This window comes from Emticicia soli, from assembly GCF_037860775.1.
Lineage (GTDB): Bacteria > Bacteroidota > Bacteroidia > Cytophagales > Spirosomataceae > Emticicia > Emticicia soli.
In genome coordinates this window covers 1-20,155 of the sequence record NZ_JBBEWC010000022.1, presented here as the reverse complement: position 1 = coordinate 20,155, position 20,155 = coordinate 1, and the positions used below count along the sequence as shown (strand labels likewise).

The 20,155-nt window shown below is 37.1% G+C and carries 20 protein-coding genes; 8 read left to right on the top strand and 12 right to left on the bottom strand.

What is annotated here, in order from left to right:
* Nucleotides 1-8 precede the first annotated feature (8 nt).
* On the bottom strand, nucleotides 9-2,066 hold the full coding sequence (locus tag WAE64_RS23855) for a M13 family metallopeptidase (protein ID WP_340240565.1): 2,058 nt from the start codon (nucleotides 2,064-2,066) through the stop codon (nucleotides 9-11).
* A gap of 83 nt (nucleotides 2,067-2,149) precedes the next feature.
* Between WAE64_RS23855 and WAE64_RS23850 the strand changes: the two genes are divergently transcribed.
* Together WAE64_RS23850 and lpdA are read left to right on the top strand one after the other, a co-directional pair.
* Entirely contained in the window at nucleotides 2,150-2,998 is an 849-nt protein-coding gene (locus WAE64_RS23850; RefSeq protein WP_340240564.1) for an SdiA-regulated domain-containing protein, read from the top strand.
* 268 nt (nucleotides 2,999-3,266) lie between these two features.
* Nucleotides 3,267-4,658, top strand: a complete 1,392-nt coding sequence (gene lpdA / locus WAE64_RS23845; RefSeq protein ID WP_340240562.1) for a dihydrolipoyl dehydrogenase — start codon at nucleotides 3,267-3,269, stop codon at nucleotides 4,656-4,658.
* 150 nt (nucleotides 4,659-4,808) lie between these two features.
* Here lpdA and WAE64_RS23840 read toward each other — a convergent pair whose 3' ends face one another.
* Nucleotides 4,809-5,279, bottom strand: a complete 471-nt coding sequence (locus tag WAE64_RS23840; protein ID WP_340240560.1) for a Dps family protein — start codon at nucleotides 5,277-5,279, stop codon at nucleotides 4,809-4,811.
* A 470-nt stretch (nucleotides 5,280-5,749) separates the two neighbouring features.
* Here WAE64_RS23840 and WAE64_RS23835 point away from each other — a divergent pair, with 470 nt between their 5' ends.
* Nucleotides 5,750-6,685, top strand: a complete 936-nt coding sequence (locus tag WAE64_RS23835) for a YihY/virulence factor BrkB family protein (RefSeq protein ID WP_340240558.1) — start codon at nucleotides 5,750-5,752, stop codon at nucleotides 6,683-6,685.
* 4 nt (nucleotides 6,686-6,689) lie between these two features.
* Nucleotides 6,690-7,523 (top strand): hypothetical protein, encoded by an 834-nt coding sequence (locus tag WAE64_RS23830; RefSeq protein WP_340240556.1) that lies wholly within the window; start codon nucleotides 6,690-6,692, stop codon nucleotides 7,521-7,523.
* 51 nt (nucleotides 7,524-7,574) lie between these two features.
* On the opposite strand, the gene WAE64_RS23825 is transcribed toward WAE64_RS23830, so the two are convergent.
* The 4 genes from WAE64_RS23825 to rpoN form a co-directional block, all read right to left on the bottom strand.
* Nucleotides 7,575-9,020 carry a hybrid sensor histidine kinase/response regulator gene (locus tag WAE64_RS23825; RefSeq protein ID WP_340240554.1) on the bottom strand — a complete coding sequence of 482 codons (1,446 nt, stop codon included), beginning with the start codon at nucleotides 9,018-9,020 and terminating at the stop codon, nucleotides 7,575-7,577.
* Nucleotides 9,020-9,481 carry a response regulator gene (locus WAE64_RS23820; protein ID WP_340240552.1) on the bottom strand — a complete coding sequence of 154 codons (462 nt, stop codon included), beginning with the start codon at nucleotides 9,479-9,481 and terminating at the stop codon, nucleotides 9,020-9,022. The genes WAE64_RS23825 and WAE64_RS23820 overlap by 1 nt, the downstream gene beginning before the upstream one ends.
* Before the next feature lie 98 nt (nucleotides 9,482-9,579).
* Nucleotides 9,580-11,010, bottom strand: a complete 1,431-nt coding sequence (locus tag WAE64_RS23815; protein WP_340240550.1) for a sigma-54-dependent transcriptional regulator — start codon at nucleotides 11,008-11,010, stop codon at nucleotides 9,580-9,582.
* 49 nt (nucleotides 11,011-11,059) lie between these two features.
* Nucleotides 11,060-12,481: an RNA polymerase factor sigma-54 gene (gene rpoN, locus WAE64_RS23810; protein WP_340240548.1), complete on the bottom strand. Its 1,422-nt coding sequence runs from the start codon at nucleotides 12,479-12,481 to the stop codon at nucleotides 11,060-11,062.
* Nucleotides 12,482-12,726: 245 nt separating this feature from the next.
* Between rpoN and WAE64_RS23805 the strand changes: the two genes are divergently transcribed.
* Together WAE64_RS23805 and WAE64_RS23800 are read left to right on the top strand one after the other, a co-directional pair.
* Nucleotides 12,727-14,115: a sensor histidine kinase gene (locus WAE64_RS23805; protein ID WP_340240546.1), complete on the top strand. Its 1,389-nt coding sequence runs from the start codon at nucleotides 12,727-12,729 to the stop codon at nucleotides 14,113-14,115.
* A 12-nt stretch (nucleotides 14,116-14,127) separates the two neighbouring features.
* The gene (locus WAE64_RS23800) at nucleotides 14,128-14,544 is read left to right on the top strand and encodes a response regulator (RefSeq protein WP_340240544.1); all 417 of its coding nucleotides are present in this window, start codon (nucleotides 14,128-14,130) and stop codon (nucleotides 14,542-14,544) included.
* Here WAE64_RS23800 and WAE64_RS23795 read toward each other — a convergent pair.
* The 3 genes from WAE64_RS23795 to WAE64_RS23785 form a co-directional block, all read right to left on the bottom strand.
* A complete protein-coding gene (locus tag WAE64_RS23795) occupies nucleotides 14,525-15,160 on the bottom strand; it encodes a hypothetical protein (RefSeq protein WP_340240542.1) in 636 nt (211 codons plus the stop codon). The genes WAE64_RS23800 and WAE64_RS23795 overlap by 20 nt on opposite strands.
* Nucleotides 15,150-15,506: a phage holin family protein gene (locus tag WAE64_RS23790; RefSeq protein WP_340240540.1), complete on the bottom strand. Its 357-nt coding sequence runs from the start codon at nucleotides 15,504-15,506 to the stop codon at nucleotides 15,150-15,152. The genes WAE64_RS23795 and WAE64_RS23790 overlap by 11 nt, the downstream gene beginning before the upstream one ends.
* 77 nt (nucleotides 15,507-15,583) lie before the next feature.
* Nucleotides 15,584-15,892 (bottom strand): YtxH domain-containing protein, encoded by a 309-nt coding sequence (locus WAE64_RS23785; protein WP_340240537.1) that lies wholly within the window; start codon nucleotides 15,890-15,892, stop codon nucleotides 15,584-15,586.
* 222 nt (nucleotides 15,893-16,114) lie between these two features.
* Here WAE64_RS23785 and WAE64_RS23780 point away from each other — a divergent pair, with 222 nt between their 5' ends.
* Both WAE64_RS23780 and WAE64_RS23775 read left to right on the top strand, forming a co-directional pair.
* Complete coding sequence (locus WAE64_RS23780) at nucleotides 16,115-16,477, top strand: response regulator (RefSeq protein WP_340240535.1); 363 nt, start codon at nucleotides 16,115-16,117, stop codon at nucleotides 16,475-16,477.
* A gap of 127 nt (nucleotides 16,478-16,604) precedes the next feature.
* Nucleotides 16,605-16,859, top strand: a complete 255-nt coding sequence (locus WAE64_RS23775) for a GlsB/YeaQ/YmgE family stress response membrane protein (protein ID WP_340240533.1) — start codon at nucleotides 16,605-16,607, stop codon at nucleotides 16,857-16,859.
* Between the two features lie 572 nt (nucleotides 16,860-17,431).
* Here the strand turns inward: WAE64_RS23775 and WAE64_RS23770 are convergent.
* From WAE64_RS23770 to WAE64_RS23760, 3 genes are all read right to left on the bottom strand, one after another.
* On the bottom strand, nucleotides 17,432-17,887 hold the full coding sequence (locus WAE64_RS23770) for a hypothetical protein (protein ID WP_340240531.1): 456 nt from the start codon (nucleotides 17,885-17,887) through the stop codon (nucleotides 17,432-17,434).
* 89 nt (nucleotides 17,888-17,976) lie between these two features.
* Complete coding sequence (locus WAE64_RS23765; protein WP_340240529.1) at nucleotides 17,977-18,633, bottom strand: porin family protein; 657 nt, start codon at nucleotides 18,631-18,633, stop codon at nucleotides 17,977-17,979.
* A 246-nt stretch (nucleotides 18,634-18,879) separates the two neighbouring features.
* A complete protein-coding gene (locus WAE64_RS23760) occupies nucleotides 18,880-20,064 on the bottom strand; it encodes an AI-2E family transporter (protein WP_340240528.1) in 1,185 nt (394 codons plus the stop codon).
* Nucleotides 20,065-20,155 lie beyond the last annotated feature (91 nt).

Genomic DNA, 20,155 nt, shown 5'->3' with positions numbered 1-20,155 from the left:
TCTTCATCTTACCAGATTCTTACTCTTTTCTTAGGGGCTACATACATTTTATCGCCCGGTTTTATATCAAAAGCCTCATAAAATTCATCAATATTTACTACGGGCCCATTTACCCGCAAAAAGCCGGGAGCGTGTACATCAGTCATTATTTTGTTAGCCAGTGCTTCATCTCTTGAGTGTCCCATCCATGCCAAGGCATAACCCAAAAAGAAGCGTTGAAGCGGTGTAAATCCATTAATTTTCTTGCCCGATTTATATTGCTCAGTTTTCTTGAAAGCTTCTAAGCCTAATACAACTCCGCCTAAATCGGCAATATTTTCGCCCTGCGTGGCTTCGCCTCTCACGTGCATCGAATCCAGTACTACGTAATTATCAAATTGTTCAATAATACCTTTTGCACGTTTGTTATACTCATCGCCATCTTTTTTCGTCCACCAGTCGGTCAGGTTCCCTTTTTCATCAAATTGTCGACCTTGGTCATCAAAGCCATGCGTAATTTCATGGCCAATGGTTGAGCCACCTGCATAGGCATAGATAATGGCGTCGTCAAGCTGCTCATCGGTGAAACCAGCTATAAAGAAGATGGCGGCAGGCAATACAATCTCGTTATTTGAGGGGTTGTAGTAAGCATTGTAGGTTTGTGGAGTCATTCCCCACTCTGTTTTATCTACTGGCTTGCCAATTTTATTTACTTCATACAGATACCACCATTGATTTGCTCTTATGATATTCTGCACATAAGAGTCTCTTTTGATTGAAAGCGTAGAAAAATCCTTCCATTTATCAGGAAAACTCACTTTTGGCACTACTGTAGCAAGTTTCTGTAATGCTTTTGTCTTTGTACTGTCTGACATCCAGTCTAATTTCTCGATACGCTCTTTGTAGGTACTGAAAATGTTTTTAACCAACTCTTCGTAACGCTTTTTGGTTTTGTCAGAATAATAGTTCTTAATGAAAAGTTGCCCCAGCGCATCGCCTAAATAGCGTTCTTCTGAATCTAATACTCTTTTCCAGCGAGGTTTCATTTCTTTTACACCACGCAGCACAGTTCTATAGAAATAGAAGTTTTCCTTTGCAAACGGGCTACTTAACTCACTGGCAAAACTACTGACGAAATTCCAGGTTAAGTATGCCTTCCATGTATCTATGGGTGTAGTTTTTAATAATTTATCAACAGCTGTATAAAACTCAGGCTGACCCACAATTACACTTTTCACCTGTGGCATCTTCATCTGACCAAATAAATCCTTGAAATTCAGCGAGGGAGCTAGTTTATCTAATGCCACCAGGTCCATTTTATTATAATTCTTATACGGGTCTCGCAAATCTTCTATTTTACGAGAGTTTTTGGCTAGTGTTTCTTCCAATGCATATACATTATTCATGTTTTTGGTAGCTGTGGCTTCGTCATTACCCAATAGCTTAAACATACGTTGTAAATGCGCCTTGTATTCTTTTCTGATATTTATAGTGCGGCTGTCGGTATTAAAATAATAATCTCTATCGGGTAAACCTAAACCGCCTTGATACAAGTGTAGTGCTTGCTCTTCGCTATTTTTTTCATCCTGAAATATATAAGGGCTAAACAATGAACCTATACCATAAGTATGTTGCAGCGATATTTCGGTTAACACGCCTTGTATATCTTTAATAGCTGCAATACGGTCTAAATCGGCTTTTACAGGGTTGATTCCTTGTTTTTCAATGCTTACGCTATCCATACCCGTAAACCAGAAATCGCCGATTTTCTGTTCATTAGATCCCTCACTACCCGGTTCTTTAGCCGATTTTTCGCTGATACCTCTTAGCCTTGCATAAGTTTCTTCCTGCACCATGCTACCAATACCCCAGCTACTCTCTGAGGCCGGAATAGGATTTTGTTTGAGCCAAGTACCAACAGCATACTTGAAGAAGTCGTCTTTGGGCGAAACGGTAGTATCTACTACCTCGGCGAGAATATCTCTTTGGCTTGATTCAGAAGATTTCGACTGGCAGGAAGTCAGATAAATACCTGAAACCATTAAAATGCCAGATACTAACACTTTAGGGATAGTAATAGCTTGCATAAATGAAAGATTGAATGAAAATGATTTCTAAATTTGAGAAGATTTTTTGAAAAATAGACCTATACCTCATTAAAATTATACAGATGAATAAACTATTCTTTATCAGGTGCAGCACTATTGCTCTTATGACCATAGCATTGAGTGCCTGTGGCCCATCAAAAACGGAAAATAAAGAAGAAAAAAACGCTGAAACCAGTGTTACTCCGGCTTATGATTTTACGCATCCGGCACAAGAAATGAAACTGGCCAAAAGCCTGAAAGAAATATCGGGTTTGTCTTATTATAAAGATAATCTGCTTATGTGTATAAATGATGAAGAAGGAAAAGTATTTATATATGATTTTGCCAAAGAAGCGATTATAGATGAAATAAAATTTGGTAAAGCAGGCGATTACGAGGGTATAGAGCTTGTAGGCGAACAGGTATTTGTAATGAAAAGCAACGGCAAAATCAAGGTTTTGAGCTTAAAGAATGACTCAGAAAGAGAAATTGATTGTACTAATGAAGACGTAGTAGAATATGAAGGGCTCGGTTATGATGCTTCTACAAATAGCTTGTTAATAGCCACTAAAGAGCATACTAAAACCAAAGACCAAGAGAAAATGATTTATAGCTATAGTTTAGCAAAGCAAGAACTAAATAAGCGCCTTATTATTACCAAGAATATGGTTACTGGCCAGAATGGCAAGGCAGATTTCCGCCCATCAGGCATTGCTGTTCATCCGCTCACTAATGATATTTACATAGTGGCTTCGCAAGGAAAAAAACTCTTGGTGCTTACCAAAGAAGGAGCAAAGAAAAGCTTAATAGAATTAGATGACAAGCTGTTCCGTCAGCCTGAAGGTATTTGTTTTACGCCTGATGGAAATCTATATATAGCGTCAGAAGGTGGTGATAAAAAAGGCTATATTCTAAGTTTTATGTACAAATAAGGGTATAACAACGCCAGTTTATTTTTTATTTCTAAACTTATTATAAAATAACCAACAGGGATATTATATAAGCGTAAGAACTCAAATCAACTACCAGGTGTTTTATTAGAGAGTAGCTTTTAGATAATCAATCCTGTATTTACAAAGTACTTATGGGTATTATCCTGAACTATGTAGATTTGCAGGTATTCGTAAATCGGATTTTGTGGATAAGCTATTTTGTCTAATTTTGCATCAAAATTTATAATAAACCAGAAAATTGTATATTATGGCACAATATGATGTTGTAGTACTTGGGAGTGGGCCTGGCGGATACGTTACTGCTATCCGTGCGTCACAATTAGGTCTGAAAACAGCCGTTGTTGAGAAAGAAAACCTCGGAGGTATCTGTCTTAACTGGGGATGTATTCCGACAAAGGCTTTGTTGAAGTCTGCTCAGGTTTTTGAATATATTAAACACGCAAAAGATTACGGTATTGAAGTTGGCGAATCAAATGCTGATTTTGGTGCTGTTATCAAACGTTCTCGTGGTGTGGCTGAGGGTATGAGCAAAGGGGTTCAATTCTTGATGAAGAAAAACAAGATTGATGTTATCTACGGAACGGGTAAAGTAAAAGCGGGTAAAAAAGTAGAAGTAACCGATGCAGAAGGTAAAAAATCTGATGTTGAGGGTAAATACATTATTATTGCTACCGGTGCAAGAGCAAGACAATTGCCTAATGTACCTATCGATGGCAAAAAAGTAATAGAATACCGCAAGGCTATGAGTCTTGAGAAAAGACCAGATTCGTTGTTGGTAATTGGTTCGGGTGCTATCGGTGTAGAGTTTGCTTATGTATATGCAAGTATGGGTACTAAAGTAACCATTGTTGAGTTTATGCCAAACATTGTTCCGGTTGAAGACGAAGATATTTCTAAAGAACTAGCTAAAGCATACAAAAAAGCAGGTATCGAAATTTATACAAACTCAAGCGTTGAGAAAGTAGATACAAGCGGTACTGGTTGTGTATCAACAGTTAAAACGCCAAATGGAGAAATTAAAATCGAAACAGATTTAGTTCTTTCGGCTGCTGGAATCGTATCAAATATCGAGAACATTGGTTTAGAAGAAGTAGGTATTGCTACCGACAAAGGTAAAATTACAGTAAATCAATGGTCTGAAACCAATGTACCTGGTTATTATGCCATTGGCGACGTAACTCCAGGCCCTGCTTTAGCGCACAAGGCATCAGCCGAAGGTATTATCTGCGTTGAGAAAATAGCAGGTCATCACCCACAACCAATGGACTACAAGAATATCCCGGGTTGTACTTATTGTACGCCAGAGATTGCTTCTGTAGGTTATACCGAAAAAGCCGCTAAAGAAGCAGGTTACGAAATTAAAGTAGGTAAGTTCCCATTCTCGGCATCGGGTAAAGCAAAAGCAGCAGGTACGCCTGAAGGCTTTGTGAAAGTGATTTTTGATGCTAAGTATGGCGAGTGGTTAGGTTGCCACATGATTGGTGCCAACGTAACCGAAATGATTGCCGAGGCTGTAGTAGCTCGCAAACTAGAAACTACAGGTATGGAAATCATTAAATCGGTTCACCCTCACCCAACAATGTCAGAGGCTATCATGGAAGCAGCTGCCGCAGCTTATGGTGAAGTAATACACTTGTAATAAGCGTTAGCTTATAAATACAAACGGGCGCTTAGTTTACTAAGTGCCCGTTTTTTGTGTTATATATGATAGTAAGAGAATTTCAGACCGACTACAAATACAAAAGGGGCAAAAATTGCCCCTTTTGTACCACCTTTTTTAACCTAAACACTACCCTAAAAACGCGCGGAGCATCCATGCCATTTTTTCATGCTGCCCCATGAAAGTTGTTAGTAAATCAGTTGTAACTGCATCTCCCAAACTTTCATCTATATCTTTAATGTCTTTACGCAAATTTGTTATAAACGCCTCGTGGTCTTGTAACAAATTGCTTATCTGAGCATCTTGTTTCTCTTCGTAAGGACCTTCTTTTAACCGGGTGGTTGCCAGAAAATCTTTCATTGTGCCATTGGCCTGGTGGCCAAGTTGTGTGATTCTTTCGGCTATCTGGTCTATCGTGTCCTTAATAATATTATACTGGTCTTCGTAAAATTTATGTAATTCTATGAATCTCGGACCTTTGATATTCCAGTGATAATTACGGGTTTTGGTCAAAATAACGTGTTCGTCCGCCAATATCACCTGTAATAATCCAGCAATTTTTATAATATCTTTTTCTGGTAAACCTATATGGGCCTTCATGACTATAAAGTTGTGTGTGTGCTAAACTCTCTTCAATTTTGATGAAGTGAATTTCGCTCGCTTCATCAAATTATTGAAGTCATTATTCTGAGAACCTTTCGTTCTGCCATCCCAACTTTGCTGATTGTTGTTCACAATCTTTAGCAAGATCACCGCCATACTAAACAGTGTTATTGTGCCGATTATGAAGATGATGGGTGTCATGATTTCAATAATTTTATGAAACGATTGTTATGCCTTAATAGATAAAAACTTTATACCATATATTTATTTCATGGTTTTACTTAATTTTTTATAATATAATTGGGGAAAATGTGGCATTTTGGGAAAATTGATGTAGAATTTTTGCCCCAACTGTGGTTGTCGCCCTAATATTAGTACATGGTATGTATTATTTATATGCTTATATACCGAACTATAGAATAGCTGTATTATTAAATTCTAAATTCACAAATAAGCAACAACCACTTATGAAATCGTTTAAATCAAAAATAAAAGAGTACTACTCTTTTGCACAAGAGGTATTTTCTGAATTCAGTACCGACAACGCTACAAAGCTGAGTGCCTCATTGTCTTATTATACTATTTTTTCGTTGGCACCCATGTTAGTTGTCATTATTTCGGTAGCAAGTATTTTTTATGGCCGAGAAGCCATACAAGGCGAAGTGTATGGGCAAATAAACTGGCTTATTGGTAAAGAGGCTGCTGCACAGGTTGAGCAATTGATTAAAAACGCTAGGCTTTCGCAGAAATCGGGTATTGCGGCTATTATTGGTACCGGAACATTACTAGTAGGGGCAACCGGGGTATTTGCCGAAATACAAGACTCTATTAATTTTATATGGTCTCTTAAAGCAAAACCTAAGTCGGGCATTTTAAAATACTTGTTTAACAGATTGTTGTCATTTTCATTAATCTTATCTTTGGGTTTTCTGTTAATAGTCTCATTATTAATCAATACATTTCTTGATATTTTCAGCCAACGTTTACAGGTAATTTTTGAGAATGTAACAGTATATCTGTTTCTGTTTGTTAATCTACTAATTGTGTTTTCGGTTATTACACTTTTGTTTGCTACTATATTTAAGGTATTGCCCGATGGTAAAATAGCTTGGAAAGATGCCTTTATAGGTGCAGGTGCAACTGCGGTATTGTTTATGCTTGGTAAGTTTCTGATTGGTTATTACTTGGGGCAGTCTACTATTATGACAACCTTTGGCGCTGCAGGGTCGGTAGTGATTATTTTGCTTTGGGTATATTACTCGTCAACGATACTATTTTTAGGTGCAGAATTTACCAAGGTTTATACCCGCCACTATGGTACGCCTATACAACCAAACAGGAACGCTGTTTTATTAGAAAAAAAAGAAGTAGAAGTAAAGATAAAAGAAACAAAAATTCATTAGAAATATGGAAACTAAACTCAATGCAACTAAAATCAGAACATTACAGATACTCAATTTCTTGTTTTTTATAGCAATGGTATTTGTGAATTTTCTAGCCAATTTTTTACCGATTAACGGAAAGAACACAGGGCAGGTGTCAGACCAATACCCAAATCTTTTTGTGCCGGCACCGCTTACTTTTTCTATCTGGAGCGTAATCTACTTACTATTATTTGTTTTTTGTATTTATCAGATGACCTCTCTGTTTAAAGCAAAGATAGACCCCTATGTAGGCGAAATTGTGAACAGAATAAATGTTGCGTTTATTCTGACCTGTATTATTAATATGTGTTGGATTGTAGCCTGGCATTACGACTTACTAGTTGTGAGCGTAATATTAATGCTTCTGCTACTGAGCCGACTCATATATATTGATACACAAATCAGACTTCTGGAGCCTTACCTGACCAATTCACAGAGCTTTATAGTAAAAGCCCCGTTTGGCTTGTATTTGGGCTGGATTTGTATTGCTACTATTGCAAACGTTACAGCATTACTGGTAAACTATGGCTGGCGAGGCTATGGTATGAGTGAAGAATCATGGACTTCTATGATGGTGCTGGTAGGTTCGTTTATTGGTATTATTGCAATACTGCGTTTCAATAATTTTTACATCGGCCTTGCTATTATATGGGCCTTGAGTGGCATTATCATTGAACGTAAAAATGATACAGTCTATTACGAATACATTGTGCTTAGTGCCTGGGCCGGAATCATTCTGGTTGCCATTAGCGTGTTTATCGAGCTATTCAGAGGCACTTTCAGAAAAAGACAACCATTAATGCATGACAGTATATAGGCAGACTTGCATCAAAACTAAATGGCCATCATTTTCATGATGGCTATTTTTTTAGCTTAATGCAAAAGTAACTATAAACTCTGTGCCTTTTCCTAGTTCGGAGTTTACATCAACCGTTGCCTTATGCGACTGAATAATGTTTAGCGTGGCCGCAAGACCCAAACCAATACCATTGTTTTTGGCTGTGAAATAGGGCTCAAACAAGCGGCTCATGTTCTCGGGACTGATACCCGTGCCATTATCTTTGATAGAAACATAACAATAGTTGTTGGCAATGTGATTTCTGATGATAAGTTTTCCTTGTCCCTCTTCCATGGCCTCTACGGCATTAATGATAATATTCAGGAAAGCAATCTTTATCTTGTTTACATCAAGGTTTAGAGAAACATCATCTCCATATTGTTTTTCTAAAGTTATGTTTTTCAGATTAATACGGTCTATTGCCTGCTCAAGGGTTGCATCTAATACCTGATGGATTGATATCTTGCTGAATGCAAGTTCAGATGGTTTTGAGTTATTTAGTAGTTCTGTTATCAAATCGCTGATGCGCTGGCTGTTACGTCTTATAATTCCTAAAAAAAGCTGGGCGTCTTCATCTTCGGTTTTCAGGTCGCTTTCGAGCTGCTCTACCGACAAATGAATGTTTGTCAATGGGTTCCGAACCTCATGGGCAAGCGTCCGTACCAAGCGGCCTGTAGCTGCCATTTTCTCTAGCATCATGGCTTCACGTTCGGCTTTTCTTTGAGCCGTAACATCATGAATGATACTTAAAAAAGACTCTTTCCCCTCGCTGTTTTTTTGTTTTTGAGCATCTATCAGGCAAATTTTTCGCTCACCTTTTTTAGTAAGAAAAATAGCTTCAAACTTATCAATATTGCCGTTTTCTTCGAGCTTTTCATTAAATAAGTGCCATACGTCGGGTTTTTCAAAGATTTTGGCAGTACTTATCTGGTTAAACTCTTCGGCGTCATAACCGAGCATTTCGAGTGTGGCCGGATTATAATAAATAAAGCTGCCATCTTTGGGTTGGGTTACAATAATACCCTGCCGAACATGATTAAATATAGTGCGGTATTGCTGTTCACTTTCACGTAATGTTTTAAGGGTATCGGCACGCTCTAGCGAATACCTGATACAGCGCTCCAGTTTTTCAGAATCAAGTTCGCTTTTTATCAGGTAATCTACGGCACCGAGCCTCATAGCTTCCATATCTATCTTATGGTCGCCTTTGCCTGTAAGTAAAATGATTGGGCTTTGGCATCCTTCCTGAATCGCTTTTTTTAATAGGTCAAGACCTGTTTTAGCGCCGAGTAAGAAGTCAAAAAAGCAAATATCATACTCACACGATGTTACTTTCTCAACAGCATCATCAAAGTTTTTTGCCCAATCTATGGCAAAATTTTTGCCTCGTATGTCATTCAGGTAATCGCTTGTCAGGAAAAAATCATCTTCATCATCATCTACGATTAAAACCCTTATTGTGTCGAGCTCTTTCATTAGTTAGTTTTTGGTAATTGAACAATATCAAACCAATAATTTCCGAGATTTTTCATTACTTCTACTAATTCAACAAACGTGACGGGCTTGGTCACGAAACTATTTACGCCTAAATCATAAGTACGCAAAATGTCTTCTTCAGCCTTAGAGGTAGTAAGAACAATTACTGGGATACTCTTCAATTCGTCATCAGATTTTATTTCTCTTAAACACTCGCGTCCGTCCTTTTTAGGCATGTTCAAATCGAGTAAAATTACTCCTGGGCGTGGCGAGTTTTCTGGGTTACTATATTTGCCCCGGCGTTTCAGATAGTCCATTAATTCGGCGCCATCTTCAACAAAACGAAGCTCATTTAATAAAAAATTCTCTTCTAAGGCTTCTTTAGTCATGACTCTGTCATCTGGGTCATCGTCAGCCATTAAAATCATAATACTTTTTTTGTCTTTCTGAAATTGAATCATTATATGTTATAAATTAGTAGAGTTAAGGCATTGCATTACTCTCTGGGTAAATGTTTGGTTTTATTTAGACAAAACAGCTTTAACTATGCTCCACTCATTTATAGATTATAGCTTTTCATTTTGTTATAAAGCGTTTTTCGATCTATACTCAATACCTGTGCGGCTTTACTCTTATTATAGTTTACCTGTTTAAGTACTTGCAAAATCATTTCATATTCGGCATCGAGTGCAGCCGATTTTAAATTTGGCTTTGCAGGTTCTTCTTGTTTTGGAACTATGTCTTCGTTAACAACAGGTTGAGTGGGTTCTGAAAACAATAACCTAGAGTAATTGATAATTTCAAATGGTAATGATTTTGATTCTATGTATTCGCTATCTGATAGCAAGGTAGATCTCTTAACTACGTTGCGCATTTCACGTAAGTTACCATACCAAGGGTAGCTTAAAAATGCAGCTTTTACGTCTTCATCAAAACCTTTTATGTCTTTACCAAGCTCGGCATTAGTTGTTTCGAGAAAGAACTGTGCAAAATCCATAATATCGGCTTTGCGGTCTCTTAATGGTGGTACATCAAGGCTGAACTCGTTGAACCGGTGATATAAATCTTCTCTGAATTTCCCTTTCCGGCACGACTCCATCAATCGTTCATTTGATGCTACCAGAATCCTCACATCGACCGATATTTCTTTATTACCACCAATACGGCGTAGTTTTCTTTCTTGTACTACACGCAGCAATGCCACCTGTACGTCGTAAGGCAGGTTGGCTACTTCATCCAGAAACAATGTACCACCATTGGCCATTTCGAAATGGCCAATTTTCTGATTCAACGCTCCTGTAAATGAGCCTTTTTCATGGCCAAACATCTCGCTGGCGGCTAATTCTTTCGATATTGCACCACAGTCCATGGCTATAAATGGGCCATTGGCTCTTTTACTTCTTTTATGAATCTCTTGCGCTACCGATTCCTTACCCGAGCCACTTTCGCCATAAATAATCACACTATAGTTGGTAGGGGCAACAAGGTCAATCTGGCGATACAGGTTTTTCGACTCGGGGCCACTGCCAAAAATATAATTTGAGTCTGGTTTTGCTCTACTAACTTTATTAGGTGTCTTGGCTGTTGTTGTCTCTCTCTCAACTGTGGTTTGTGAACTCCCATCTGGTTTTTCGCCACCTAATGCTTTTTTTATTGTAAGTAGAATTTCGTCTGGAAAAAGAGGTTTGGTGATATAATCAAAAGCCCCTTGTTTCATTACGTCGATGGCAATCTTTATATCAGAATAACCCGTGATTATAAGCACAGGAACATCAGGAAAGCGCTCTTTTATTTTTCTTAGAATTTGTCCTCCATCTAAATCTCCTAAACGAAAATCTGTCATGACCAAATCAGGAGAGAATTCTTCTAATAAACTCAGACCAGTTTGTCCGCTTTGAGCAATAGCTACTTCATAGCCGTTTTTGCTTAAAAAGCGACGAAGTAAAAGACAAATATCAGTGTCATCATCAATAACAAGGATACGTTGCATAAGTAATATATGGTTAGTTTAAATTAAGTATTAAGAATAAAAAATTGTATTAAAGTACTCGTCTTAATTGTGCTGATTGAATACCCAGGTGGTCACGGTATTTGGCTACAGTACGTCTAGCAATCGGATACCCCTTTTGTGCCAGTAAATCGGCTAGCTGAAAATCATTAAGTGGGGCATTTTTATCTTCGTTCGAAATCAGTGTAGCCAGTGTTTGTTGAATCTCACGATTCGAAACCTCAGTGCCTGATTCTGTAAAAATACCCCCCGAAAATAGGTCTTTCAAATGAATAGTACCGAATGGTGTTTGTGCATACTTACCGCTGGTTACTCTTGAAACCGTCGAAATGTCCATACTAATAATCTCGGCTATGTCTTTCAAGGTCATAGGTTTTAGTTTCTGAACATTCCCTGTTTTGAAGAATTCTTCCTGCAATTTTACCAGTGTTCGCATGGTTTTCAGCATAGTAGTTTCTCTTTGCTGAATAGCGTCAATCAGCCAGTTAGCTGCTGAAACTTTAGTGTGGATATAATTCGTTGCTGCTTTATCGGTGTTGCCTTGTAGCATATCCTGAAAGCTATTATTAACTCTCAGCGGAGGAATCTGATTACTGTTTAACGAAACTTCAATTCTGTTATCGTCAAAGAACACAAGGTAGTCTGGTATGATATTATCCTTAACCAGTATAGAGCTTGTGTTTTCTTCTGAAATTGGCTTGGCGTTTAATGAGGTAATAAGGTTAACGGCTTCTTTGAGCTTATCGGTACATATCTCACGCGAGCGCATTATTTTTTCATAATTGCGCACGGCAAGGTCGTCGAGGTTGTTTAATACAATTTCGTAAGCTAAGTCTACGTTTTGGCCTTCTTCTCTTTTATGGTCTAGCTGAATCAGTAAACATTCTTGTAGGTTTGAGGCTGCAATGCCGATAGGGTCTAGCTGGCGAATGATTTTAATAATATCTTCTACGTCTGGCGTATCAACAAATATATTGTTAGTAAACGAAACATCGTCGGCAATAGCCTCTGCATCATATTTAAGGAAACCATTCTCATCAAGAGAATCTATGATAAAGTCGCCTAATAATTGCTGACGCTCTGTTAGAGCCAATACATGTAATTGTTCTTTTAAATCATCACGCCATGAGATTTGTTGCACAATAGGAGCCGAATAAAAATCGTCGTCGCTGCTATAATTATTTAATTGAGTTTTGTAATTAGGGGTGTCATCATCATACTCGTCCCAATCAAGGTAATCAGAATTGTTACCTTGAAGGAGGTCCTTGTCATCTTTGTCAAAATCGTCGCTTTCGTCACTTACAGATACTTCTTCTAGCAAAGGGTTTTCCTCCAATTCTGTTTTTATATGCTCTTCGAGCTCCAAAGTTGAAAGTTGCAAAAAATTAAGCAACTGAATCTGCGAAGGAGAAATTCTTAAAGTCTGTTTCTGGGTTTGGCTGAGATTTAGCATGGCATAATGTTTTATATAAGCCTATATATATCAATTTATAGCCCACAACTTGAAATGTTATTAAAAAACAAAAAAAGTAATTATAAAAAGTTGATTATCAGTATTTTATGAGAGTAGTATTTTTGAGTTTGCTACACTCTTAAGGTAATTCTATTTGCAAATAATGTAAAAAAATCCTCATTTTGAGGATTAAATTCTACATTTTTTAATTTAACCACTTGTAAACATTTGCTTTAGCACTCCCTATGAAAAAAGGTCTACGCTTTATTTTCTCCTCATTTGCTATTTGTGTTGTGCTATTAGCTACCCTGAGCTGGATTTCCTACGATAAAATTAAAGACTCAACCAGCTACGCCACCGCCGTAGAACATACGCACGAAGTATTAAGAAAAAGCGAAGAACTTATCTCTATTCTGAAAGACTTTGAAACTGGGCAAAGAGGCTATCTTTTAACCGATGAGAAGGTTTTTCTTGAGCCATACTATAGGGCTGAAAGCCGCATAAATCAAGTATACAGAACATTGGTTTTCAATGTAAAAGATAATCCTATACAAGCTCAAAGACTGGATACTTTAAGACGGGTTATTCTGTCAAAAATCCGTCTATTAAGAAATAATATCAAACAGGCCGACCGTAGCGGCGAACTAAATAAAGAAACATTTCTGCAAGGCAAGCAGGAAATGGATAAGATACGGGTAATTGTAAATAGATTTCAGGCTACTGAACGTCAGTTATTGGCCGACCGCCGAGCAGTAAAGGAGAAAAACGATGACCAAACTACCTCAGTTCTGATGCTTTTATCAATTTTCTCTTTTGGCTTATTAATCGTATGTTTTTTACTCATATTTCTGGAACTGAAACGGAGATTGAAGTTTCAGCATGAACTAGAGAATAAAATTGATGAACTGAATCGTTCGAACGCCGACCTAGAGCAATTTGCTTATGTTTCTTCTCACGATTTGCAAGAGCCACTTCGGAAAATAAGGGCATTCAGCGATAGATTAGTGCGAAAACACGCTGAGTTTCTGAATGAAGATGGTAGGGAAAATCTTGAAAAAATTACGTATTCGGCCGAGCGGATGCAGAATCTTATTAACGATTTACTAGATTTCTCGAGACTGGTAAACAGAAAAGAAATAGGCATGCAGGAAGTTAATTTACAAGAAACCGTCGAGAAGGTAATAAACGATTTATCGGTAAAGATTGAAGAAAAAAAAGCACAGGTAAATGTAGAAAAATTGCCGTATATTTGGGGCGTTTCTTTTCAATTGAATCAGTTATTTCTGAACCTTCTTAGCAATGCATTGAAATTTGTCGCCGAAGGGCGAACACCTGTTGTTGATATTACTTACAGATTGGTAAAAGGTGCTGAAATAAACGGAGTAGAAGATTTAAGAAAAGATTTTGATTACCATAAAATAATAGTTAGTGATAATGGTATTGGCTTTGAAGAAGAATATGCCGAGAAAATATTTGTTATTTTTCAGCGGCTTCATGGGCGCAACCATTATGAAGGTACCGGTGTTGGATTAGCTATTTGCCGCAGGATTATGACCAATCATAATGGTTTTATTTTTGCAGAAAGCCAATTGGGCGAAGGAACCAGATTTATATTATATTTCCCTACAAAATAATTAACCATTAGAATGAGTGTATTATCAATCCTCATCGCCGATGACGATGAAGATGACAAATTTTTACTGAAATCGGCTTTTGAAGAGAGCGGAATAAATGCGCCGTTATCGTTTGTTGATAACGGGCAAGAGCTATTAGATTTTTTGCAGAAAGCCAAGAAGTTGCCTAGTATCATTCTATTGGATTTGAACATGCCTAAAAAAGATGGGAGAGAGGCACTAAAAGAAATCAAAGAAAACCCACGATTCAGAAGCATACCAATTCTGATACTCACAACCTCAAACTCGCCTGAAGATATAAGAAATTGCTACTTTTTGGGGGCTAATTGTTTCATAACAAAACCCTCAACTTTTGAAGGATTGATGAGGGTTATTGGTGAGCTTAATAAGTTCTGGTTCAATATTGCGTCTATTCCGACAAAGGCTTAGCAGGCTTATGCTTGTGTCCGTTCCCGTTTACATGTATTACCTGAACGGTAGTAGGTTTTTCTTCGGTTACATCTTTTACCCACATCAAAGCTTTTTCTACCAAAGAGGGTTTATCATCTTCTTTGGTAGCCTTTTTTAAGGCTTCGGGCTTCTCTTCGGTAACATCTTTTACCCAGATAAGTGCCTTTTCTATAAACGATGGTTTTTCTTCAATGTAAACTTCTTCTACTTTAGTAAGTACGGGTTTATCTTGTGTAATATCTCTCACCCACTCAATACCTTTTTGCATGATATTCTCTTTGTTGTTATGAATCATATTACCTGCAAAATTTTTCAGGAAGAAAGGCACAACAATTTTTAAAGGCCACGGGGCACTTCTGAGTATTCCATTGCGTATTACGGTATCAACTCCAATGCCAACACCTACATTCAAGAGGCCTTTGTTACGGTTGGTCAGAAAATTACCTAAAAAATTAACCGCATGGCGAGCAGGGCTTAATTCTTCTTTAATAGCATTAATGCTACCCCGCATCTTGGTTTTTGATAGCTCAATATCGTTTTTAAGTCGGGCTCTTTCAGCTCTTAGGTCGTCGATATTTCTGATTTTAGTCTTCATAATAGAATCTCTGAATAAAAGCGTTAATAACCGGAATTTTGATAAGAATTTCTCTCTTAGAATAAACAATGAGCCCTACAATCATATAGAAGCCAGCTACAATAAATAAACCAAACGCAAAATTGTTCAGGCTTTGGCCTATTAGCCAGGCAGCACCTAAACTTAAAAAGAAAAGTACGAATAAGGCGATTACGCCCATTATGATTATAGAAGTGACTGAAGAGATAGCTCCGGCAGTTTTCTCGGCTGCGTTAAGTACGCCCAAGTTCCAGCGAGCTTCAAGATGATTGGTTAAATCATCAAAAATGTCTTCTGTTTTTTCTTTAATGTCGTTGTAGATTTCCATAGCAGTTGGTACTTTTTAAGTGAAAAGATGAGCCAGGGCTAAGGCCCTGACTCATCAAACAAAAAATGCTTTTGGATTTAGCTTACCTGTAGCTTTTTCTTGGTAGCGTTATATTGCTCATCAGCTTCTTCAGCTATATCATCGAATTTTTGTTGAGCTTTGCCTTTCAATTCGTATGCTTTATTACGTAATTCATCTTTTGTGTCTTGATATTGACTTTTACCACGACGAATCGCATTCAATAGCTCATCTGCCAACTCGTTAGCCGTTTTCTTCACTTTTGAACGAATTTCATTCCCTTTATCCGGAGCAAACAACATTCCGATTACTGCTCCAGCCGCTGCCGCTGTAATAACTCCTAATAAGATTTTTGAAGTACTTTTCATAATAGTTCAATGTTTAAATAGTTTCTAATTATACACTATATTTTAAAAATCTTATTCCATTGTGTTTATCGGGGGTTTTAGTTAATATATACGGGTTGAATGTAGAAGTTTTTGCCCATAATGGGGGAAACGTAGGACTCGGGCTTTAAACTGGGTATAAATGATGCTGGCATGATTTTTTATTATATATGGAATATTATATTATGTTGAAATTGTGAAAAGATGAAAAGCCTAGAAGAAAATGGATTATCTGCCCTAATAGTAGATGATGAAATTGATACCTGCTTGCTTATTAAGATGTATTTGAAGAAGAAAGGAATAGAGTCTTTTCATGCCCATACTTTACAAGATGGGTTTGAGAAAGCAAGCAGCCTTACGCCACAACCGCAATGGATTTTTCTTGATAATAATCTTCCTGATGGCTTAGGTATTGAAAAACTACCTGAGTTTAAGAAACTATTACCTAATAGCAAAATTGTTATGATTACTGCCATAGGAAAGTTAAAAGACAAAGCACTAGAAATAGGTGCCTATAATTTTATAGAAAAACCACTATCGTATGCATCGATAGACAGCTCCTTATAATAAAGAATTTAATTTTTGGTTTACTGAATCCCACAAACTTTTATGACCTTTCGATAAAAAGTGTCAGAAGTGTAGTAAATCAAATTGTTTATAAACAATTTTTTTAAACCCTTTAACACATAATCATATGGACGGACAAGGATTATTATACGCAATCATTATTGGTGCCATTGCAGGCTGGTTAGCCGGAGAAATCAAACGAGGTTTTGGCTTTGGTCTTATCGGTAACATTATCGTCGGCATAATAGGCGCTTTAGTAGGTGGCTGGTTATTCGGCGCATTAGGTGTTTCTCTTGGTACAGGTGCAATTGCTCATATTATTACGGCCGTTATCGGTGCATTGGTAGTATTGTTTTTAGTTGGGCTCATACGAAGGGCATAGCTTACCAGAAGATAAATCTTATATACAAAATCGGGAATGGTATTTATATCATTCCCGATTTTTTTGTGGATACCTCTCATAATATAGAGCTTATATTGGTGACCAAGTATAGCATATATGTAAAGTAAAATTTTATAAAAGTGCCTGAATACATATTGAGTAGTTGATTTTAGGTTATAGTCTATAAAACTTCCTTTGAAAGTTTGAGTTAAACCTAATTTGGGTTTAAGAAATAAGCCGTCTTTAATTTTTTATAATATAATTTCTCAGGGTACGCAAAGTAGAGATAGAGTAGTGCGCAGACGCCTAGTTAGTGTCTCTACCTAAACTAGGTATTCCAGAGAACGTTTATTTCTTGAATTCTAATTGAATGGGGTAAAATGAAAATATCTTCTTATTGTATTGAAGCCAGTATAAGCAATAGCTTAATCGTATCATTGACCTCTTTTGAGGTTAATCTTAATAGATTTTAAAGAACAAGTACCCCTGCTAGGCTCGGGAGCAAACAAAAAAAGCAGCAGATAAAATCCGCTGCTTTTCTAACCATTGCTACTAATCTAAACCACCTATTATTATTCAATATCTTTCTGAATATCATCAATCTTCTGATTTAATTTTTTCTTGAAATCTTTCCAATCCTGTTTCATATCGCTTCTGATTTCTTTGATAGAATCATCGATGTCATTCAGTTCACCTTTCAGCTTTTCTCTTCTTTCTTCCCAACGATCTTTCTCTTTTGCTGAGGCTGTTTTAATTTTAGCTTCTGCTTCTTCTATCTCTCTCTTCAGCTCTTTTCGTTGATCTTCCAGTCTCACAGCCATTTCATCTTTTTCTCTTTTTATGTCTTCAGCCGTTTGGTTTACACCATCTTTAATGTCGCTTGCTACGTTATCAGCAGCAGTCGCTACATCATCTTGTGCATTTTGTGCTGCATCGGCAGCATCTCTTTTTTCTTCTCTTGAGCATGAACTAAGGCTCAATGTTCCGATTGCTATTAAAGCGTATGCTAATATTATTTTCTTTTTCATTATCAATAATAATTTAAATGGTTGTATGATTTGTATAAGTATCAATCCGTTCCGGATTTTTTATATATTGTTGCGGCTTAGATTCTGTCTTAAAAATGAAAACCTATAGTTGCCTGAAATAGATTTCCTTTTGATGCAAACTGGCTTGCTGTTTGGGCATTTTTATATTTTACATCAATAATATCGTTTATGTTGCCTTCGTAGCGCACATCAAAATTGATTTTACCAATATCAAAACCTACACCGGCCTGATAACCCAAAACTGCCTTCTTGAAAATACTCTCGGCACTTTCACCATTTGCATCTTCAATAGCTTCACCCAAACGGCCGTTATTGCCTATATTAAAAGTTGCAATTGGCCCTGCATTGATTCTAAACACATCTCCTAATTTTATACCTACTAATAGTGGGAAGTCAAGGTTTGTCATGCGGAAATCTACAGTTTTTGTATTATTACCATTATCGGTAATTAAGTCATATTTTCCACCTTTTTGCGAAAGCAAAATCTCTGGTTGAAAGAAAAACGTTCGTCCGAATCTTAAGAACACCCCACCTGTAAAGCCAAAAGCTCTGTTTTCGTTGTGTCTGAAATTAAATGCAGTACCGCCCGAATTAATTGCAAGGTCGTTTCCTCTTACTTGTGATAGATTTGCACCTAATCTCAAACCCGCCGTAAAACTTTTTGTTTGTGCAAATGCCGAGGCACTTAAAAGGGTAGCAATTGCTAATGTTATAAACTTCTTCATGCTGTGTTTTTGTTATAAATAATTGTTAGTTGATTATATAGCAAAAATTAACATGCCAAGTTTGTAAGTAGCTTATTATCAGTTGTTTGTATAAAGGTGTTTTTGCAGAACGGGGAAATGTTTCTACACAGTGGGTAAGAATTTATTATTCTGGCTATTGTGAGTGCCTGTTTAAATTTTGTGATTCTGATTGAAGAAACTCTTTCAAGACACTGGATTATAAAATTTAAACAGGCTTTTTGAGAGTTATTCTTTCTTTTTAGTTGTACTTTTTCCTCTAAAAAAAGACTTTACATCTTCAGTAGTTTCGCTGATGGTTTCTACAATATCTTTCTCGATTTTAGTAGCACGCTTACGTTTCTTATCCATTAGCTCACTGTCGCTCACTGGCTCACCCATCAAAAAACCATAAGGTTGTAAGCTCGGCACAGAATCAAAAATTACTTTTATAATGGCTATACAAGGTAAACAAAGGGCCATGCCGGCTATTCCCCATAGGGTAGCACCCATCAACAAGCCCAGGATTGCAGCCAGCGGATTAATACTGATTTTTGACCCTACAATGTTTGGTGTTATAAAGTTACCTTCGAGCATCTGTATAGCAAAAAAACAAGCTGCCACACCTACTGCATACATGGGGGAGTCTTTGGTAACCAATGCAATAATGATAGGCAAAAGAGAGCCAATAAGAATGCCGATATAGGGAATTATAAGGAGCACAGCTGCCAGAAAACCAAAGAAAATGGCATAATCTATCCCTAAAAGAAGTAAACTAATAGTATTGAGTGTGCCAACTATAATAGTAACTATAATAACGCCGGATAAATAGCTATGAATAACATCATAGATTTTGCCAAGCACTTCGTCTACTTTTTCTTTCTCTACACTCTTAAAAACCTTATGGAAAAACTCTTTGAAGAAATCTCGGTAAAGCAGTAGAAAAAACATATATACAGGCATAATAGATACATTGCCAAGCATATTTGAGGTTGTAGTAAGTGCTGTGCCTACAACTGCTCCGCCTTTATCAAGTAATTGGTCAGTATAGTTTTTTACTTGATTGGTCTGGGTTTCCATCGATAAATTAAACTTCTCAGAGGTCCACGCCAGAAGATTATTATAGGCTTTTTCGAGCTTAGATACTAACTGAGGAATCATTTCTGAGAAACCTGCTATCTGGGTAGAGGCCAGATACACAATTACGCCTAATAGCATAGTAAATAAAACCAACGTAATAGTGATGGCGAGCACCCTGCCAACTTTGTGTTTCTCGAGCCAATCGCATAACGGAAACAGCAGAATCGATAAAATAATTGAGATAATAAACGGAACCAGTACTGATTCGAGGATACTCAGCCAATATACAACAATTGAAATTGATATAAGCGCAAGAGGCAGTTTTACATTAAATGGTAAACGTTGTGGAAACATGGAAATAATAGTTTAAAAGTCAATATACTAGGGCTTTCGCTTTGGAATGGTCATGCCGCAGAGATTTGAGGTTTTCTTAATTGTGACTTCA

What these genes read in the sequence shown, in the direction of transcription:
- WAE64_RS23855 (WP_340240565.1), bottom strand. Translation starts at nt 2,066, where the DNA reads ATGCAAGCTATTACTATCCCTAAAGTGTTAGTATCTGGCATTTTAATG.
- WAE64_RS23850 (WP_340240564.1), top strand. Translation starts at nt 2,150, where the DNA reads ATGAATAAACTATTCTTTATCAGGTGCAGCACTATTGCTCTTATGACC.
- lpdA (WP_340240562.1), top strand. Translation starts at nt 3,267, where the DNA reads ATGGCACAATATGATGTTGTAGTACTTGGGAGTGGGCCTGGCGGATAC.
- WAE64_RS23840 (WP_340240560.1), bottom strand. Translation starts at nt 5,279, where the DNA reads ATGAAGGCCCATATAGGTTTACCAGAAAAAGATATTATAAAAATTGCT.
- WAE64_RS23835 (WP_340240558.1), top strand. Translation starts at nt 5,750, where the DNA reads ATGAAATCGTTTAAATCAAAAATAAAAGAGTACTACTCTTTTGCACAA.
- WAE64_RS23830 (WP_340240556.1), top strand. Translation starts at nt 6,690, where the DNA reads ATGGAAACTAAACTCAATGCAACTAAAATCAGAACATTACAGATACTC.
- WAE64_RS23825 (WP_340240554.1), bottom strand. Translation starts at nt 9,020, where the DNA reads ATGAAAGAGCTCGACACAATAAGGGTTTTAATCGTAGATGATGATGAA.
- WAE64_RS23820 (WP_340240552.1), bottom strand. Translation starts at nt 9,481, where the DNA reads ATGATTCAATTTCAGAAAGACAAAAAAAGTATTATGATTTTAATGGCT.
- WAE64_RS23815 (WP_340240550.1), bottom strand. Translation starts at nt 11,010, where the DNA reads ATGCAACGTATCCTTGTTATTGATGATGACACTGATATTTGTCTTTTA.
- rpoN (WP_340240548.1), bottom strand. Translation starts at nt 12,481, where the DNA reads ATGCTAAATCTCAGCCAAACCCAGAAACAGACTTTAAGAATTTCTCCT.
- WAE64_RS23805 (WP_340240546.1), top strand. Translation starts at nt 12,727, where the DNA reads ATGAAAAAAGGTCTACGCTTTATTTTCTCCTCATTTGCTATTTGTGTT.
- WAE64_RS23800 (WP_340240544.1), top strand. Translation starts at nt 14,128, where the DNA reads ATGAGTGTATTATCAATCCTCATCGCCGATGACGATGAAGATGACAAA.
- WAE64_RS23795 (WP_340240542.1), bottom strand. Translation starts at nt 15,160, where the DNA reads ATGAAGACTAAAATCAGAAATATCGACGACCTAAGAGCTGAAAGAGCC.
- WAE64_RS23790 (WP_340240540.1), bottom strand. Translation starts at nt 15,506, where the DNA reads ATGGAAATCTACAACGACATTAAAGAAAAAACAGAAGACATTTTTGAT.
- WAE64_RS23785 (WP_340240537.1), bottom strand. Translation starts at nt 15,892, where the DNA reads ATGAAAAGTACTTCAAAAATCTTATTAGGAGTTATTACAGCGGCAGCG.
- WAE64_RS23780 (WP_340240535.1), top strand. Translation starts at nt 16,115, where the DNA reads ATGAAAAGCCTAGAAGAAAATGGATTATCTGCCCTAATAGTAGATGAT.
- WAE64_RS23775 (WP_340240533.1), top strand. Translation starts at nt 16,605, where the DNA reads ATGGACGGACAAGGATTATTATACGCAATCATTATTGGTGCCATTGCA.
- WAE64_RS23770 (WP_340240531.1), bottom strand. Translation starts at nt 17,887, where the DNA reads ATGAAAAAGAAAATAATATTAGCATACGCTTTAATAGCAATCGGAACA.
- WAE64_RS23765 (WP_340240529.1), bottom strand. Translation starts at nt 18,633, where the DNA reads ATGAAGAAGTTTATAACATTAGCAATTGCTACCCTTTTAAGTGCCTCG.
- WAE64_RS23760 (WP_340240528.1), bottom strand. Translation starts at nt 20,064, where the DNA reads ATGTTTCCACAACGTTTACCATTTAATGTAAAACTGCCTCTTGCGCTT.